This window comes from Pseudomonas sp. Q1 (assembly GCF_009935975.1).
Lineage (GTDB): Bacteria > Pseudomonadota > Gammaproteobacteria > Pseudomonadales > Pseudomonadaceae > Aquipseudomonas > Aquipseudomonas palleroniana.
This window is the reverse complement of sequence record NZ_QODI01000002.1, coordinates 409,561-425,846: the sequence shown is the minus strand read 5'-3', so window position 1 is coordinate 425,846 and position 16,286 is coordinate 409,561. Positions and strand designations below refer to the sequence as shown.

The window sequence follows — 16,286 nt, the reverse complement described above, 5'->3', positions numbered from 1 at the left end:
CGCGGGGCAAGCCCGCTCACTACATACGTTCGACATAGGACAAACGCTTTCTCGACAAATCCAACAACAGAGAGGCACTACCATGGGTATCTTTGACTATAAAAACCTCGGCACCGAGGGCTCCAAAGCGTTGTTTGCCGACGCCATGGCGATCACGCTGTATTCCTATCACAACCTGGATAACGGCTTTGCCGTGGGCTACCAGCACAACGGCTTTGGCCTCGGCCTGCCGGCCACACTGGTCACGGCGTTGCTGGGCAGTACGGATTCACAAGGCGTGATTCCGGGCATCCCCTGGAACCCCGACTCGGAAAAAGCCGCCCTTGAAGCCGTGCAAAAAGCCGGCTGGACGCCCATCAGCGCCGCGACCCTGGGCTACGAGGGCAAGGTCGACCAGCGGGGTACGTTCTTCGGGGAAAAGGCCGGCTATACCAGCGCCCAGGTCGAGGTGCTGGGCAAATACGATGACGCCGGCAAATTGCAGGAAATCGGTATCAGCTTTCGCGGCACCTCGGGGCCACGGGAACACCTGATCAGTGACTCCATCGGCGATCTGATCAGCGATCTGCTGGCCGCCCTGGGGCCTAAGGATTATGCCAAGAACTATGCGGGCGAAGCGTTCGGCAACCTGCTCAAGAACGTGGCCGATTATGCCGGCGCCCATGGCCTGAGCGGCAAGGACGTGCTGGTCAGCGGCCACAGCCTGGGCGGGCTGGCGGTCAACAGCATGGCGGACCTGAGCAACAGCAAGTGGGCGGGCTTTTACCAGGACGCCAACTACGTGGCCTATGCGTCGCCCACCCAAAGCGCCGGCGACAAGGTGCTCAATGTCGGCTATGAGAATGACCCGGTCTTCCGCGCACTGGATGGCTCATCCTTCAACCTGTCGTCCCTGGGCGTGCACGACAAGCCGCATGAATCGACCACCGACAACATCGTCAACTTCAACGATCACTACGCCTCCACCTTGTGGAATGTGCTGCCGTTCTCCATCGTCAACCTGCCGACCTGGCTTTCCCACTTGCCGTTCGGCTATGGCGATGGCATGACCCGTATCCTCGAATCCGGGTTCTACGACCAGATGACCCGCGACTCGACGGTGATCGTCGCCAACCTGTCCGACCCGGCGCGGGCCAACACCTGGGTGCAGGACCTGAACCGCAATGCCGAGGCCCACAAGGGCAATACCTTCATCATCGGCAGCGACGGCAACGACCTGATCCAGGGTGGCAAGGGCGCGGACTTTATCGAAGGCGGCAAGGGCAATGACACGATCCGCGACAACAGCGGGCATAACACCTTCCTGTTCAGCGGCCACTTCGGCAACGATCGGGTAATTGGCTACCAGGTCACCGACAAGCTGGTGTTCAAGGATGTGGAAGGCAGCACCGACCTGCGTGATCACGCCAAGGTGGTCGGTGCGGACACGGTGCTCACCTTTGGCGCCGACTCGGTGACCCTGGTCGGCGTGGGGCAGGGTGGGCTATGGGCTGACGGCGTCAGCATCGGCTGATCAACGCCAATGGCGCTCCCGCCAGCCGTGATCCCAATGCGGCCGGTGGGGGTAGCCATAACCGTAGTAGGGGCGTGGAGAGTAATAGGGGCGTGGCCCGTAACCCCAATGCGCGTAATAGATCGGTGGGGGTGGGGGCTGTACCACGATCACCCGGGGTGCCTGGCGGATGATGATGGTGTCGGCAAAGGCGGGCGTACTCGCCAGGGCCGCCAGGGTCAAGGGAATGAGTAAAAGCGCGCGTACCGCTCGGGACATGCGTGCCATGGCCTTGGTTCTCCGTGCTGCCGCCCTCGAATGAAGGCGGCTTATCGGTTAAACGCAGCGGCGTGGAAAATCCTTCGCTAAATAAATCTTTAACTTCCCATCGCGACGGATCGGCCGGCGTGCGTGCGTTTAACGGTCAAGCGAGCTGTTTCGCGTGATCACGTGGGAGGAATCCAACATGTCCCGTTTACGATTGTTGCTGTGCGCCCTGGTCCTGCTGGGGTTGGGCGGGTGTGCGGTGTACCCGGCGTATCCGGCCCCGTGCTGTTATCGCCCGTACTACCACTCGTACTATTACCATCCCTACTATCACCCGTATTACCACCCGTACTACCGGTATTGACCGAGGGATGCCCCTTAACAAAAAGCCCCGCATTTGCGGGGCTTTTTACTGTCATTTTTCTTTGATGACGGTCGCCACATCCGCGGCTTTTACGCGTATATGCTTGCCGGCGATGTCGGTGAACTCGTAGAAGCCGTCGGCTGTCTTGGCGTTGGGGACGTCCTTGGTCAAATACTGTGTGCCATTTTGCAATGTGACCACGGTTTGTGTCGCACAACCGGCCAACAGCACAAAAGACAGTGCAACCAGTGGCAGACCCAAATTCTTCATGTTCATAACCCTTACCCTTAACCCTGAAAAATCCCGTAGCCAGGGGCTGCGGGCCCTAAATGTTACGCCATCAACTGAGCTATCTGATCACTTTTATACAAAAAGTTGCGTGCGCCATTTATCTATTACCGATTGCAACAGCCGTTCGGTGGCGGCACTCTGTATGCATAACCAGTATTCGATCAGCGCGTGACATGGCCAACCCCCTCGACGATCCCCTGTATTACCTGCATAACTTCCGTCAAGTACTGCTGTGGCTGGGGCAGCGCTATGCCGATTTGCTCGATGCGCACGAAGTGCATTTTATTCAGCAGTTCGACAGCTTGCCGCAGGCGTCCCAGGCGCTGCTGGTGCGCATGGTGATGCGCAAGGGCGTGCATTTTCGGGCGAGCAAACTCAATTACCTGGAAATTGGTTGCACCCACACGGCAGCGCTGGCACTGGTGCAGCAGGGTTGGGTCGATGACCAGTGCCCGCTGGGCTTTGAAGCATTGTTCGCCGTCCTGCAGAAAGGCGAAATCCTCGCGGCCTTCAAGCCCTGGATCGAGCAACCCAAGGCCAGGAAAACCGATTGGCTGGACGCGTTGGCGGCGCGGTTTACCGAGCCCCGGCATTTTGCCCAATGGTGCCCGGACCTTGAAGACACCCTCTATAGCCTCACGGTGATGGACCTGTGCGACCGCCTGCGGCTGATGTTCTTCGGCAACCTGCATCAGGATTGGTCGGAGTTCGTGCTGGCGGACCTGGGCATCTACACCTACGAAAAGGTCGAGTTCTGTGCGCAGTCCCGTGGCTTGCGTCACCGTGATGACGTGCACGGTTTTCTGTTCCTGCATCAGTGCCAGCAAGCGTTTGAAGCGGGGCAGGCGCTGGACGTGGTACTCGCGCAAATCGCCACGTTTGCCACCGACAACCCCTGGCTGGAAAAGCGTCGCGCCAAGTTGTTGTTCCAGATCGGCCAGTATTGCGAACGCAGCGCCGAGCTGGACCTGGCGCAACGGATCTATCGCGATTGCGCGCACCCCGGCGCGCGTTCGCGCCTGATCCGGGTGCTGGAGCGCCAAGAGGACTATGCCCAGGCCATGGCCCTGGCGTGTGCGGCGCAACAGGCGCCGGAAAGCGCCGCCGAACAGCAACATCTGCTGCGCGTGCTGCCGCGTCTGCGCCGCAAGCTGGGGGAGCCGGCGCTGCCCAGGATCAAGCCCCGGGCCATCACCCGCCTGGACCTGGACTTGGCGCTGCCCGAACCGCTGATGTCGGTGGAGTATTGCGTGCAGGCCCATCTCAGCGAGCCGGATGCGCCGGTGCATTATGTCGAGAACGGGCTGATCAATTCGCTGTTCGGCCTGCTGTGCTGGGACGCGATCTTTGCGCCGTTGCCGGGGGCGTTTTTCCACCCGTTCCAGCGAGGGCCGGCGGATTTGCACAGCGAAGATTTTCATCAGCGTCGGGCACCGCTGTTCGCGGCCTGTTTCGAGCAGTTGCAAGATGAGCGCTACAAAACCAGCATCCGCCAGCGCTACGCAGACAAATGGGGCATCCAATCGCCTTTCGTGTTCTGGAACCTGCTCAGCGAAGCGCTGCTGGAGCAAGCCCTGGACTGTTTGCCCGCCGAGCACTTGCGCTATTGGTTTGAACGCTTGCTGCTGGACATCCGCGCCAACCGTACCGGCATGCCGGACCTGATCCAGTTCTGGCCCGCCCGCAAAACCTACCGCATGATCGAGGTCAAGGGGCCGGGCGACCGCCTGCAAGACAATCAGCTGCGTTGGCTGGAGTTCTGCGGCGAGTACCAGATGCCGGTCACCGTCTGCTACGTGCGTTGGGCGCAACCGGCTTGAGCTACAGCGTCGCGGTACGCGCGTTGTGTGAGTTCACGGCCAAGGTCGGTGACCTGGACCTGCGCTTCACACCGTCACCCAGTGCCCAGGAAGGCATCGTCGGGCATCGCACGGTGGCTTCGCGGCGCAGCGCGCATTATCAAAACGAAGTCGCCCTCGAAGGCGAATATGCACAACTGAAGGTGCGGGGCAGGGCGGACGGCTATGACCCGGATGCCAATCGCCTCGAGGAAGTCAAAACCTATCGCGGCGACCTCGGCGCGCAGCCCGCCAACCACCGGCAATTGCATTGGGCCCAGGTCAAGGTCTACGGCTGGCTGATGTGCCGCAAGCTCGGCCTTGGCGAGATCGACCTGGCGCTGGTGTACTTCGACATCGTCGGCGAAGGCGAAACCCTGCTCAACCAGCGTTTCACCGCAGTGGAGCTGGAGCAGTTCTTCAACCAGCAATGTGCGCTGTTCCTTGGTTGGGCCGAGTGCGAGATGCAGCATCGCGACGCGCGTAACAGCGCGGCGCAACGCCTGGCGTTCCCGCATGCGGCCTTTCGCCCCGGCCAGCGCCCGTTGGCCGAGGCGGTATACAAGGCTGTCAGTACCGGGCGTTGCCTGATGGCCCAGGCGCCGACCGGCATCGGCAAGACCGTCGGCACGATTTTCCCGATGCTCAAGGCACTGGCGCCCCAGCAATTGGACAAGGTGTTCTTCCTCACGGCCAAGACCCCAGGGCGCAAACTCGCTTTGGACGCGGCCCAGGTGCTCTACGACAGCAGCCCCGATCTGCCGCTGCGCGTGCTCGAGCTGGTCGCGCGGGACAAGGCTTGCGAACACCCGGACAAAGCCTGTCATGGCGATGCCTGCCCATTGGCCAAAGGTTTTTACGACCGCCTGCCGGCCGCACGCAAGGCAGCGTCCCAGGTACGCCTGCTGGACCAGCGCAACCTGCGCGAGGTGGCGCTGGCCCACGAGGTCTGCCCGTATTACCTGAGCCAGGAAATGGCGCGCTGGAGCGACGTGGTGGTCGCCGACTACAACTACTATTTCGACTTTGGCGCCATGCTGTTCGGCCTGGCCCAGCTCAACCAATGGCGCGCCGCCGTGCTGGTGGACGAAGCCCATAACCTGGTGGAGCGCGCCCGTGCGATGTACAGCGCCAGCCTCGACTCCTATGCACTCAAGACCTTGCGCGACGTCGCCCCCGACCCCTTGAAAAAGCCTTTGCAGCGCCTCAACCGTGAGTGGAATGCGCTGCACAAGGACCAGCTCGCGCCGTACCAGGCGTATGCGAGCAAGCCCGACAAACTGCTCCAGGCCCTGAGCCTGACCACCAGCGCCATGGGCGAGTACTTCAACGACCACCCCGAGGCGCTGTCCGGCGACCTGCAAGCCTTCTACTTCGAAGCGCTGCAATTTGCCAAGGTGGCCGAGTTGTTCGACGAACATTTTCTCTTCGATATCAGCAAGCGCCCGTTCGGCGGCAAACGCAGCGCTTCAACCCTGTGCCTGCGCAACCTGGTGCCCGCCGAATTCATCCGGCCCCGGCTGACGGCGGCCCGCAGCAGCGTGCTGTTTTCCGCGACCCTGAGCCCGCGTCACTATTACGCCGACCTGCTTGGCTTGCCGGCGGACACCGCCTGGATCGACGTGGAGTCACCGTTCAAGGCCGAGCAACTGCGTGTACGTATTGTTGATCAGATCTCCACGCGGTTCGTGCACCGCCAGGCCTCGCTGGAGCCGATCGTCGAGTTGATTGCCCAGCAGTTCGCCGCGCAACCGGGCAACTACCTGGCGTTTTTCTCAAGCTTCGATTACCTGCAACAGGTGGCGCAGTTGATGGCCGAGCGGCACCCGCAGGTTGCGTTGTGGTTGCAGTCACGCGGCATGGCCGAGGCTGAGCGGCAGGCGTTTCTCGACCAATTCACCCAGCACAGCCAGGGGGTCGGCTTTGCCGTGCTGGGCGGTGCGTTTGGCGAAGGCATTGATTTACCCGGCGCGCGCTTGATCGGGGCATTTGTCGCGACCTTGGGGCTGCCGCAACTGAACCCGATCAACGAACAGATGAAAGCGCGCATGGGCGCGATCTTCGGTTCGGGCTACGACTACACCTATTTGTACCCCGGCCTGCAGAAAGTGGTGCAGGCGGCGGGGAGGGTGATCCGCAGCCAACAGGACCGAGGTGTGGTGATGTTGATCGATGACCGCTTTGGCGAGGCGCGGGTGCGCCAATTGTTGCCGCGTTGGTGGTTGATTGAGTGATGCCCAACCCAACCACCTGCGGACCACACGCGTGGCCGCGCCTCAGACGACTTCCAGGTAAGAGCTATGAATCGCCCGCGCCAACTCGCGCACGGTGTCGATGAACTCGGTCAGCCGGCTATGCAAGCCGTCTTCAAGGATTTCATCGATGCCGGTATAGCGCAGTCGCGCCTCGAACTCCGCCGCCAGGCGCTGCGCCGAGCGCCCGTAACTGCCGGGCAGGTCCGCCAGGATATGGCTCAGTTCCTCGATGCACGCATGCAACGAACGCGGTACATCGCTGCGCAATAGCAGCAACTGCGACACCGAGCGTGCGTTCAGCGCATTCGGGTACAACTCGGTGTACGCCTCAAACGACGACAACGCGCGCAGCAGCGCGCTCCACTGGTAATAACCGCGTGCCGACAGGTCGCTGACTTCTTCCGACTCTTCGCCAAACATCTCGTAGCGCGCATCCAGCAGGCGCAAGGTGTTGTCCGCGCGCTCGACAAAGGTGCCCAGGCGGATAAACCGATAGGCATCATTGCGCATGATGGTGCCCGAGGTCGCGCCTCGGAACAGGTGCGAGCGCTGCTTGACCCAGTCGCAGAAGTGGCTGATGCCGTGGCGTGCCAGGCCGCCGGCGGCGATGCTGCGCATTTCCAGCCAGGTGGCGTTGAGGTTTTCCCACATGTCGGCGGTGATGCGCCCGCGTACCGCATGGGCATTGCCCCGGGCGGCGCGCAGGCAGTTGTAGATACTGGCGGGGTTTTCCGCGTCGAGGGCGAAGAAATGCAACATGCGCTCGGCGTCCAGGTGCTTATGGCGTTCGAGGTAGCTGTCCAGGGTGCCGCTGCTGAGCAACGACATCGCCAGTTCGTCCAGGCCATCGCTGCGCCCGGCCTGGGGCATCAACGACAGCGAGTAACTGACTTCCAGCATGCGCGCCAGGTTCTCGGCACGTTCCAGGTAGCGGGACATCCAGTACAGATCTGCGGCGGTTCTACTCAACATACTCAGTCCTCCACCACCCAGGTGTCTTTGGTTCCGCCGCCTTGCGACGAGTTGACGATCAGCGAACCTTCCTTCAACGCCACGCGGGTCAGGCCGCCGGGCACCAGGCGGGTTTCCTTGCCCGACAACACAAACGGTCGCAGGTCGATATGCCGTGGCGCGATACCGTTTTCGACAAAGGTGGGGCAGGTCGACAGGCTCAAGGTGGGCTGGGCGATGTAGGCGTGGGGGCGGGCCTTGATGCGTTGGCGGAAATCTTCGATCTCGGCGGCCGTCGAGGCCGGGCCCACCAGCATGCCGTAGCCGCCGGAGCCCTGGGTTTCCTTGACCACCAACTCGCCCAGGTTAGCCAGCACATGGGACAGTTCATCCGGCTTGCGGCACTGGAAGGTCGGCACGTTTTGCAGGATCGGTTCTTCGCTCAGGTAGAAGCGGATCATGTCCGGCACATAGGGGTAGATCGACTTGTCATCGGCCACTCCGGTGCCAATCGCATTGGCCAGCACCACGTTGCCCGCACAGTACGCGGCGACCAGGCCAGGTACGCCCAGCATGGACTCCGGGTTGAATGCCTGTGGGTCGAGGAACGCATCGTCGATACGCCGGTAAATCACATCCACGGCCTTGGGGCCGTCGGTGGTGCGCATGAACACCTTGAGGTCGTGCACGAACAGGTCGGCGCCTTCGACCAGTTCCACGCCCATTTCCCGGGCAAGGAACGCATGTTCGAAGAATGCGCTGTTAAAGCGCCCGGGCGTCAGTACCACCACATTGGGGTTGTCCAGGCGGCTGGAGCTTTTCAGGGTCTTGAGCAGCAGGTTGGGGTAGTGGTCCACCGGTGCAATGCGCTGCTTGGCGAAGACTTCCGGGAACAGGCGCATCATCATCTTGCGGTCTTCGAGCATGTAGCTCACGCCGCTGGGCGTACGCAGGTTGTCTTCGAGCACGTAGTAGGTGCCATCACCGTCGCGGACCAGGTCCACACCCGAAATGTGCGAGTAGAGGCCGCGGTGCAGGTCCAGGCCGACCATCGACTTCTGATACCCCTCGTTGCCCAGCACCTGGTCCGCCGGGATGATGCCGGCCTTGATGATGCGCTGGTCGTGGTAGATATCGGCAAGAAACAGGTTGAGGGCGTTGACCCGCTGAATGCAGCCGCGTTCGATCACGCTCCATTCACTGGCGGGGATGCTGCGCGGGATGATGTCGAAGGGGATCAGGCGTTCGGTACCTTGCTCGTCGCCATAGAGGGTGAAGGTGATCCCGGCGCGATGGAACAACAGGTCAGCTTCGCGACGCCTCTGGGCCAGCAGTTCCGGCGGCGTGTTGGCCAGCCAGCGTGAGAAGTCCTGATAGTGCGCACGGCACACGCCGTTTGCGTCATTCATTTCATCAAAGAAAGATCGAGCCATTCCAGTACCTTGTCAGTGCCGAGTGCAGCTTGATGGCACTGCCGCTTCAAAAAACGCATTTTTTATAAGGCCGTGGCGCACAGTGCCAGCGGACCGGGTCCTTACTTTCTTATGGGGTCGGCTCTGGGTCGGGGGGTAACGAAAGCTCCTGCAGGTGAGCGCGGTAGTGGGTGATGAAAGGGTTAAGCAAAGCTTGTGCCTAAACGACCTGTAGTGAGCGAGCTTGCTCGCGCTGGAGTGCGCAGCGCTCCCGCTCTTATTGGGGCCGCTGCGCAGCCCAGCGCGAGCAAGCTCGCTCACTACAGGGGCAGGCGGTGCGCCAAATGGGTGCGTGACAATGTTTGAACTTCACCTTGCCGTGATTCTTCTAACGACACTCGACACCTTAATGGAGCACCGCCGTGCCCAGAATCATCTCGCCGGATACTCCCGAAGCGGCCCTGACCGATCACAGCGAACACAACGCCAAGATCTTCGGCTCGCCCAAGGACCGCCTGGATTTCTATCGCCGAGAGATCCAATACGAAACCAGCATCCTGGCCAACCGCACCGATGCTTACCTCACCGCGCAGTCATTCCTGGTGATTGCGTTCGTCTCGGGCATGGGCAATCTCAATCCCGAGTGGGGCAAATTCTTCACGCTGGTGGTGCCGGTATTCCTCGCCGCCCTGGGCATCCTCAGCTCGTTGAACGCCTGGCCGGGTATCCGCGCCGCCTACGAAATCATCGACCATTGGCACTACAAGCAGAGCGAACTGCTGCGCAGCGAGCCGGTGATGGGGCTGGCGTATGACGATTCACCGCTGTTCTGCGAAACGGAGTCATCGCACAAGGGCTATCGCAAGTCGCTGTTGTTTTCGATGCGTGCGCCCTGGTTGTTCATGGTGTTCTGGGTAGTGCTGGGCGCCTATGCGTTCTACATCCAGGTGGATAATCCCGTGTCCTAGGCAATTTGAACTTCATCGACCTGCCCGCGACCTTAACTTTACGCAGGATGCATTTTCAGACACTGCGAAGAGGTGAACCATGCACAGCCACGACGATCCGCAAGTCGACAACCGCAACGACCCCGCCATCGACGGCGGTGAACCCGCTCCTGGTCGAGCCGTCGATGCACCAAAAGACCCGAAACCTGCCAGCGACCCAAACGCCAAGGAAAACGACTACAGTCCAGACTTCAGGCCGGAGCGTGAGCACAAGCCTGAAACCGATGCTGATATCGATACCCAAGGGGGTTGAAGCGATGGCCGTGTTACCGAAAGTGGAGGATGAGGAGGAAGTCAATGACCCCGGCAACGAAGATCCCGGCTCGTTGATGGATGATGCAGTGGTGCCGCTCAATGATCCGGAGGATGCGGCAGGGCTGGACCCTGCCGAACAGCAGGATTGAGCGCTGGCCAGGCATCCAGGATAAATGAGGTGCCCGCACTTTAGCGACTGGACGACTATCGAGTTTGAACTATGTTGACCGCATCCACCCGTTTGCACACAGACGGGTCAGCGCTTTTTCTTTTTGATCAAGAGGCCCCGGCATGCGGTTTTCCCCCTTCGTTGAGCGAATTACAGGGCAGGGCGTCGCTGCCTGGGACATACACCACGCCGCGTTTCACGCCGCCAGCCAGGGCGAGGACATCATTATCCTCAGCGTCGGCGACCCCGATTTCGCCACGCCATCCTTCATTACCGATGCCGCCGTCGGCGCCCTGCGCGAGGGCGATACCCACTACACCGAGATCCCCGGCCGCCAGACCCTGCGCGACGCGGTGGCGGCGCGCTACAGCAACAGCCTGGGGCGCGCCGTAGGTGCCGAAAACGTCATCATTGTGCCCGGCGCACAAAATGCGTTGTTCATCAGTTCCCTGTGCCTGTTGCTGGCCGGGGATGAAGTGCTGGTGCTCGACCCGATGTATGTCACCTACGAAGCCACGCTCAACGCCAGCGGCGCGACCCTGGTACGTGTGCCGTGCTTGCCGGAGTCCGGCTTTCGCCTGGATGCGCAGGCACTCGCCGCAGCGATCACCCCGCGTACCCGAGCGATCTTCTTCTCCAACCCGAACAACCCCACCGGCGTGGTACTTGACCCTCGGGAGCTGCAAGCCATCGCCGACCTGGCCGTGGCCCATGACCTGTGGGTGGTGGTCGACGAGGTGTATGAAAGCCTGGTGTTCGACGGCCAGTACCACAGCCTGGCCGCGTTACCGGGTATGGCCGAACGCTGCATCGTGATTGGCAGTTTGTCCAAGTCCCACGCCATGACCGGTTGGCGCATCGGCTGGATCATCGCCGCGCCGCAGATGGTGGTGCACGCACAAACCCTGGTGCTGAGCATGCTTTACGGTGTGCCGGGGTTTGTGATGGAAGCCGCGACGGCGGCGGTGCTGGCCCATGATGACGTGACCCAGGGCATGCGCGAGATCTACCGGCGCCGACGTGATTTGGTGGTGACCGCGCTGAGTCTCTGCCCTGGCATCCAGGTGCAGGCACCCCAAGCCGGTATGTTTGTGCTGGTGGACATACGCGGGACCGGCCTCAGTTCCCTGGACTTCGCCTGGCGACTGTTTCGCGAAGCCGGCGTGTCGGTCCTCGATGCGGCGGCCTTTGGTGAGCCCGCCCAGGGTTTCGTGCGCTTGTCGTTCACCCTTGGCGAAGTACGCCTGGCCCAGGCGTGCCAGCGTATCGCAGGCTTTGTGGCCAAGTTGGCCGATGAGCGCGGTGACTGCAGCCTGGGTCGTCACGCAGCGTCAAATAGCTAGTAACCCGCAGATTCCGCGTTTTTGCTTTGACTGAAACGTTTAACCAAACGATAAACGGCACACGCAAGCGCTTGCGTAAGGAAATGTATCTGATCTAGAGTCGGCAGCATTCGACAACAAAAATAATAAATCCAGGAGCTCAGCCATGAGCCTTGATCCCTTGCTTGAGATGCAGGGCATCAGCAAAACCTTCAATGGTTTGCGGGTGCTCAAGAATGTCGGCCTGAAGGTCTATCCCGGTGAAATTCATGCCCTGATGGGTGAGAACGGCGCCGGCAAGTCGACCCTGATGAAGATTCTTTCCGGCGCTTACCAGGCCGATCCCGGCGGTGAAATCCGCATCGACGGCCAGCCCGTCGCCTCCTTCGACCCCGCCACCGCCAAGACCCTCGGCATCGCCGTGATCTATCAGGAACTGAGCCTGTGCCCGAACCTGAGCGTGGCCGAGAACATCTATCTGGGGCGCGAACGCCGGCGCGGCTGGACCATCGACCGCAAAGGCATGCAGGCCGGCTGCGTCGAGGTGTTGCAACGGTTGGGCGCCGAGTTCAAGCCCAATACCCTCGTGAGCAGCCTGTCGATTGCCGAGCGCCAACTAGTGGAAATCGCCCGCGCCTTGCATGCCCACGCGCGGATCCTGGTGATGGACGAACCGACCACGCCGTTGTCTTCCCGCGAAACCGACCGCCTGTTTGCCCTGATCAAACAGCTGCGCAGCCAGGGCCTGGCGATCATCTATATCAGTCACCGCATGGCCGAGATCTATGAGTTATCCGACCGGGTCTCGGTACTGCGCGACGGCCAATACATCGGCGAATTGACCCGCGAAGCGCTGTCCGCCGAGGTGCTGGTAAAAATGATGGTGGGCCGCGACCTCTCGGGGTTCTACAAGAAGGAACACGCGGCCTATAACCCGGGCAACGTGGTGATGCGCGTGCGCGATATGGCGGATGGCAAGCGGGTGCGCCGCTGCAGCTTTGATTTGCATGCTGGCGAAGTGCTGGGCATTGCCGGCTTGGTCGGGGCCGGGCGTACCGAGCTGGCGCGCCTGATTTTCGGCGCCGACCCGCGCACCAGCGGCAGCCTGGAAGTGGTCGGCAAGACCGTCACCCAACTGCGTACCCCGGCCGATGCGATTCGTGCCGGCGTGGTGTACCTCACCGAAGACCGCAAGGCCCAGGGGCTGTTCCTGGACATGAGCGTGGCCGACAACATCAATGTCTGCGCCTGTGTCCCGGATGCCCATGCCGGTGGCGTGCTCGATCGTGGCCATGCGGCACAACGCGCTGCCGCTGCGATCAAGTCGCTGTCGATTCGTGTGGCGTCGGGCAAGGTCAATGTCGGCGCGTTGTCCGGCGGCAACCAGCAGAAGGTGCTCCTGGCGCGGTTGCTGGAGGTCAAGCCGCACGTGCTGGTCCTCGATGAACCGACGCGGGGCGTGGACATCGGCTCCAAGTCGGAGATCTACCGCATCATCAATCAACTGGCGCTGGCGGGGGTGGGCATCGTGGTGATTTCCAGCGAGCTGCCGGAAATCATCGGCACCTGCGACCGTGTGCTGATCATGCGCGAAGGCGAGTTGGTCGCCGAAGTCGGTGGGGCTTCCGGCCATGCCATTTCCCAGGAACGTATTATTGACCTCGCCACTGGTGGCGATCAGGTGGCTGCCCATGGCTGAATTGACGATGACAACAACCAATAAAACCGAACGCGTGCGTGAACTGATGCGCACCGTGGGCATGCTGCCGGTGCTGGTCCTGCTGCTGGTGGGCTTTGCCCTGGCCAGTGAAAACTTCCTCACCGTGCAGAACCTGTCGATCATCACCCAACAGGCTTCGGTCAACGTGGTGCTGGCGGCGGGCATGACCTTTGTGATTCTCACGGCGGGGATCGACCTGTCGGTCGGTGCGATTCTCGCGGCGTCCGCCGTGGTCGCCCTGCAGGCGTCGATGTCGCCACAGTTCGGCATGTTCGGGATCGCCGCGGGCATCGGCTTCGGGCTGTTGCTGGGCCTGGTCAATGGCGGGTTGATCGCCTTCATGCGCCTGCCGCCGTTTATCGTCACCCTGGGCGCGCTCACCGCCATGCGTGGCCTGGCGCGTTTGCTGGCGGACGACAAGACCGTGTTCAACCCGGACCTGCCCTTCGCATTTATCGGCAATGACTCGATCCTCGGCGTGCCGTGGCTGGTGGTGATCGCCGTGGCAGTGGTGGCGTTGTCGTGGTTCATCCTGCGCCGCACGGTGATGGGCGTGCAGATCTATTCAGTGGGCGGCAACCCCGAGGCGGCGCGGCTGTCGGGGATCAAGGTGTGGAAGGTGCTGCTCTTTGTCTATGCCATGTCCGGCGCATTGGCCGGGCTGGGTGCGGTGATGAGCGCTTCACGCCTGTTCGCCGCCAACGGCCTGCAACTGGGCCAATCCTATGAACTGGATGCAATCGCCGCAGTGATCCTCGGCGGCACCAGTTTCACCGGAGGTGTCGGCACCATCGGCGGCACCCTGATCGGCGCGCTGATTATCGCGGTGCTCACCAATGGCCTGGTGCTGCTGGGGGTGTCGGACATCTGGCAGTACATCATCAAGGGGATCGTGATCATCGGTGCGGTCGCGCTGGATCGCTATCGCCAGTCCGGTGCGCGGACCTGAGTTCATTCAAACAACAATCACAAGAGAGACCGGCATGAACTTCAAACGACTGTTTCCCGTCATTGCCTTGGCTACCCTGGTGTCCCAGGCCGTCGATGCTCGTGAACTCAAGGCCCTGGGCATCAGCATGGGCTCATTGGGCAACCCGTATTTCGTGACCCTGGCCGACGGTGCCACGGCCCGGGCCAAGGAGCTCAACCCCAACGTGAAAGTCACCTCGGTGTCGGCCGACTATGACCTGAGCAAGCAATTTTCCCAGATCGATAACTTCATTTCGTCCAAGGTCGATTTGATCCTGCTCAACGCCGTCGACCCGTCGGCCATGGCCTCGGCGATCAAGAAAGCCCGGGATGCGGGGATTGTGGTGGTGGCGGTGGATGTGGACGCCAAAGGCGTGAATGCCACGGTGCAGACCGACAACGTCGAAGCCGGCAAGCTGGCCTGCCAGTTCCTGGTGGACAAACTCTCGGGCAAGGGCAACGTGATCATCCAGAACGGCCCGCAGGTCACCGCCGTGACCGATCGCGTCAAAGGCTGCAAGGCGGCATTCGCCGCAGCGCCGGGGATCAAGGTGCTCTCGGACGACCAGGACGGTAAAGGCTCGCGCGAAGGCGGCTTGAACGTAATGCAGGGTTACCTGACGCGCTTCCCGAAAATCGATGGGCTGTTCGCGATCAACGACCCGCAAGCCATCGGCAGCGACCTGGCGGCCAAGCAACTGAAACGCAGCGGCATAATCATCACCTCGGTGGACGGCGCGCCGGATATCGAGAACGCGCTGAAGACCGACACGCAGATCCAGGCATCCGCCAGCCAGGATCCATGGGCCATGGCCCAGACGGCGGTGAATGTGGGCAACGACATTCTCAATGACAAGGCCCCGGCCGAAGCGGTGACCCTGCTCACGCCGAAACTGATCACCCGTGACAACGTCGCTACGTACAGCGGCTGGTCGAGCAAACATTGATCCACTGAGCAAGGGGCAAGCGCCGTGGTCACCATGGATGACGTGGCAAGCCGGGCGGGGGTGTCGACCTCCACCGTCTCCCACGTATTGAACGGCACGCGCAAGGTCAGCCCGGTGACGGTGCAGGCCGTACAGCGCGCCATTGAGGAGCTGGGGTATATCCCCAACACCCTGGCGCGCTCGCTGGCCCGCTCCAGCACCAGCACGATTGGCGTGGCGATCTCGGCGCTGTCCAACCACTATTTCAGCGAAACCGTGCACGCCATCGAAACCGAGTGTGCCAAGCACGGTTACATGATGCTGTTCGTCGATACCCACGATGACCCCGAGCAAGAGTTGCGCGTGGTCACGGCGCTGCATCATCGGCGGGTTGACGGGATGGTGCTGGCCCCCTCGAATGGCTCCAAGGCGCTGGACTACCTGCGGGTCAACCAGATCCCCACAGTGCTGGTGGACCGCATGATGAGCGAGCAGTTTGACCAGGTCGGGGTGGACAACGCCCAGCCGACCCAGGCCCTTATTGCTCACCTGATCGCCCATGGCCACCGCCGCATCGGCTTCATTGCCGGACGCGAGGGCTTCAGTACCACGGATGAGCGGGTGGCGGGTTATCGCGCCGCGTTGCAGGCGGCGGGGTTGCCGTTTGATCCGCAGTTGCTGGTCAATGGCGGCTCGAATACGCAGCCGGCGCGCCAGGCCACCGCGCAGTTGCTCGGCCTGGCGGCGCCACCTACGGCGATCATGGCCGGCAATAACCTGATGACCCTGGGTGCCATGCACGCGTTGCGTGACGCACACATAGCGGTGCCGGGGCAGATGGCCCTGGTGGGTTTCGATGATTTTGACTGGGCGGATTTTTTTGTGCCGCGCCTGACTTTGATTGCCCAGCCGGTGCAGGCCCTGGGCGCACGGGCGGTCGATCTGCTGCTGCAACGCATGGCCAGGCCCGACGCGCCGACCCAGAGCGTGCGCCTGGCGCCCACCCTGCGACTTCGCCATTCATGTGGCTGTATTGGATTGGAATAAC

Annotated in this window: 15 protein-coding genes and 1 pseudogene; 12 read left to right on the top strand and 4 right to left on the bottom strand. The window is 61.8% G+C overall.

What is annotated here, in order from left to right; genetic code table 11:
- The first annotated feature begins 82 nt into the window (after positions 1-82).
- A complete protein-coding gene (locus DK870_RS04895) occupies positions 83-1,513 on the top strand; it encodes a lipase (protein WP_161548128.1) in 1,431 nt (476 codons plus the stop codon).
- Here DK870_RS04895 and DK870_RS04890 read toward each other — a convergent pair whose 3' ends face one another.
- A complete protein-coding gene (locus DK870_RS04890) occupies positions 1,514-1,780 on the bottom strand; it encodes a hypothetical protein (protein WP_161548127.1) in 267 nt (88 codons plus the stop codon). It abuts the gene before it with no gap.
- 178 nt (positions 1,781-1,958) lie between these two features.
- On the opposite strand from DK870_RS04890, the gene DK870_RS29325 reads away from it, so the two are divergent.
- Positions 1,959-2,123, top strand: a complete 165-nt coding sequence (locus tag DK870_RS29325; protein ID WP_162843532.1) for a hypothetical protein — start codon at positions 1,959-1,961, stop codon at positions 2,121-2,123.
- A gap of 51 nt (positions 2,124-2,174) precedes the next feature.
- Here the strand turns inward: DK870_RS29325 and DK870_RS04885 are convergent, their stop codons facing one another.
- Positions 2,175-2,399, bottom strand: coding sequence for a YgdI/YgdR family lipoprotein (locus tag DK870_RS04885; protein ID WP_060753092.1), 225 nt, complete (start codon positions 2,397-2,399; stop codon positions 2,175-2,177).
- Positions 2,400-2,587: 188 nt separating this feature from the next.
- Here DK870_RS04885 and DK870_RS04880 point away from each other — a divergent pair, with 188 nt between their 5' ends.
- Positions 2,588-4,234, top strand: coding sequence for a VRR-NUC domain-containing protein (locus tag DK870_RS04880; RefSeq protein ID WP_161548126.1), 1,647 nt, complete (start codon positions 2,588-2,590; stop codon positions 4,232-4,234).
- Positions 4,231-6,486 (top strand): ATP-dependent DNA helicase, encoded by a 2,256-nt coding sequence (locus tag DK870_RS04875; protein WP_161548172.1) that lies wholly within the window; start codon positions 4,231-4,233, stop codon positions 6,484-6,486. Before DK870_RS04880 ends, DK870_RS04875 begins: the two co-directional genes overlap by 4 nt.
- A gap of 42 nt (positions 6,487-6,528) precedes the next feature.
- Here the strand turns inward: DK870_RS04875 and DK870_RS04870 are convergent, their stop codons facing one another.
- Positions 6,529-7,479 (bottom strand): alpha-E domain-containing protein, encoded by a 951-nt coding sequence (locus DK870_RS04870; RefSeq protein WP_060753090.1) that lies wholly within the window; start codon positions 7,477-7,479, stop codon positions 6,529-6,531.
- 2 nt (positions 7,480-7,481) lie between these two features.
- Entirely contained in the window at positions 7,482-8,891 is a 1,410-nt protein-coding gene (locus DK870_RS04865) for a circularly permuted type 2 ATP-grasp protein (protein WP_090371131.1), read from the bottom strand.
- 401 nt (positions 8,892-9,292) lie between these two features.
- On the opposite strand from DK870_RS04865, the gene DK870_RS04860 reads away from it, so the two are divergent.
- The 8 genes and pseudogenes from DK870_RS04860 to DK870_RS04830 all read left to right on the top strand — a co-directional run bounded on the left by DK870_RS04860 (position 9,293) and on the right by DK870_RS04830 (position 16,285).
- Positions 9,293-9,838, top strand: coding sequence for a hypothetical protein (locus tag DK870_RS04860; protein ID WP_090371129.1), 546 nt, complete (start codon positions 9,293-9,295; stop codon positions 9,836-9,838).
- Between the two features lie 79 nt (positions 9,839-9,917).
- Positions 9,918-10,130 carry a hypothetical protein gene (locus tag DK870_RS04855; RefSeq protein WP_161548125.1) on the top strand — a complete coding sequence of 71 codons (213 nt, stop codon included), beginning with the start codon at positions 9,918-9,920 and terminating at the stop codon, positions 10,128-10,130.
- A 4-nt stretch (positions 10,131-10,134) separates the two neighbouring features.
- The gene (locus DK870_RS29320) at positions 10,135-10,281 is read left to right on the top strand and encodes a hypothetical protein (protein ID WP_178126857.1); all 147 of its coding nucleotides are present in this window, start codon (positions 10,135-10,137) and stop codon (positions 10,279-10,281) included.
- A 142-nt stretch (positions 10,282-10,423) separates the two neighbouring features.
- A pseudogene (locus DK870_RS04850) lies at positions 10,424-11,600 on the top strand (pyridoxal phosphate-dependent aminotransferase); the annotation flags it as partial.
- 189 nt (positions 11,601-11,789) lie between these two features.
- On the top strand, positions 11,790-13,322 hold the full coding sequence (locus DK870_RS04845; protein WP_161548123.1) for a sugar ABC transporter ATP-binding protein: 1,533 nt from the start codon (positions 11,790-11,792) through the stop codon (positions 13,320-13,322).
- The gene (locus DK870_RS04840; RefSeq protein ID WP_161548122.1) at positions 13,315-14,292 is read left to right on the top strand and encodes a ribose ABC transporter permease; all 978 of its coding nucleotides are present in this window, start codon (positions 13,315-13,317) and stop codon (positions 14,290-14,292) included. Before DK870_RS04845 ends, DK870_RS04840 begins: the two co-directional genes overlap by 8 nt.
- A 34-nt stretch (positions 14,293-14,326) precedes the next feature.
- Positions 14,327-15,259: an ABC transporter substrate-binding protein gene (locus tag DK870_RS04835; protein WP_161548121.1), complete on the top strand. Its 933-nt coding sequence runs from the start codon at positions 14,327-14,329 to the stop codon at positions 15,257-15,259.
- Between the two features lie 24 nt (positions 15,260-15,283).
- Entirely contained in the window at positions 15,284-16,285 is a 1,002-nt protein-coding gene (locus DK870_RS04830) for a LacI family DNA-binding transcriptional regulator (protein ID WP_161548120.1), read from the top strand.
- Position 16,286: the final 1 nt, after the last annotated feature.

Bases quoted from the DNA above. Each gene is read 5' to 3' on its own strand.
- DK870_RS04880 (WP_161548126.1), top strand. From the start codon at position 2,588: ATGGCCAACCCCCTCGACGATCCCCTGTATTACCTGCATAACTTCCGT.
- DK870_RS04840 (WP_161548122.1), top strand. From the start codon at position 13,315: ATGGCTGAATTGACGATGACAACAACCAATAAAACCGAACGCGTGCGT.
- DK870_RS29325 (WP_162843532.1), top strand. From the start codon at position 1,959: ATGTCCCGTTTACGATTGTTGCTGTGCGCCCTGGTCCTGCTGGGGTTG.
- DK870_RS04835 (WP_161548121.1), top strand. From the start codon at position 14,327: ATGAACTTCAAACGACTGTTTCCCGTCATTGCCTTGGCTACCCTGGTG.
- DK870_RS04870 (WP_060753090.1), bottom strand. From the start codon at position 7,479: ATGTTGAGTAGAACCGCCGCAGATCTGTACTGGATGTCCCGCTACCTG.
- DK870_RS04885 (WP_060753092.1), bottom strand. From the start codon at position 2,399: ATGAACATGAAGAATTTGGGTCTGCCACTGGTTGCACTGTCTTTTGTG.
- DK870_RS29320 (WP_178126857.1), top strand. From the start codon at position 10,135: ATGGCCGTGTTACCGAAAGTGGAGGATGAGGAGGAAGTCAATGACCCC.
- DK870_RS04845 (WP_161548123.1), top strand. From the start codon at position 11,790: ATGAGCCTTGATCCCTTGCTTGAGATGCAGGGCATCAGCAAAACCTTC.
- DK870_RS04890 (WP_161548127.1), bottom strand. From the start codon at position 1,780: ATGGCACGCATGTCCCGAGCGGTACGCGCGCTTTTACTCATTCCCTTG.
- DK870_RS04865 (WP_090371131.1), bottom strand. From the start codon at position 8,891: ATGGCTCGATCTTTCTTTGATGAAATGAATGACGCAAACGGCGTGTGC.
- DK870_RS04855 (WP_161548125.1), top strand. From the start codon at position 9,918: ATGCACAGCCACGACGATCCGCAAGTCGACAACCGCAACGACCCCGCC.
- DK870_RS04895 (WP_161548128.1), top strand. From the start codon at position 83: ATGGGTATCTTTGACTATAAAAACCTCGGCACCGAGGGCTCCAAAGCG.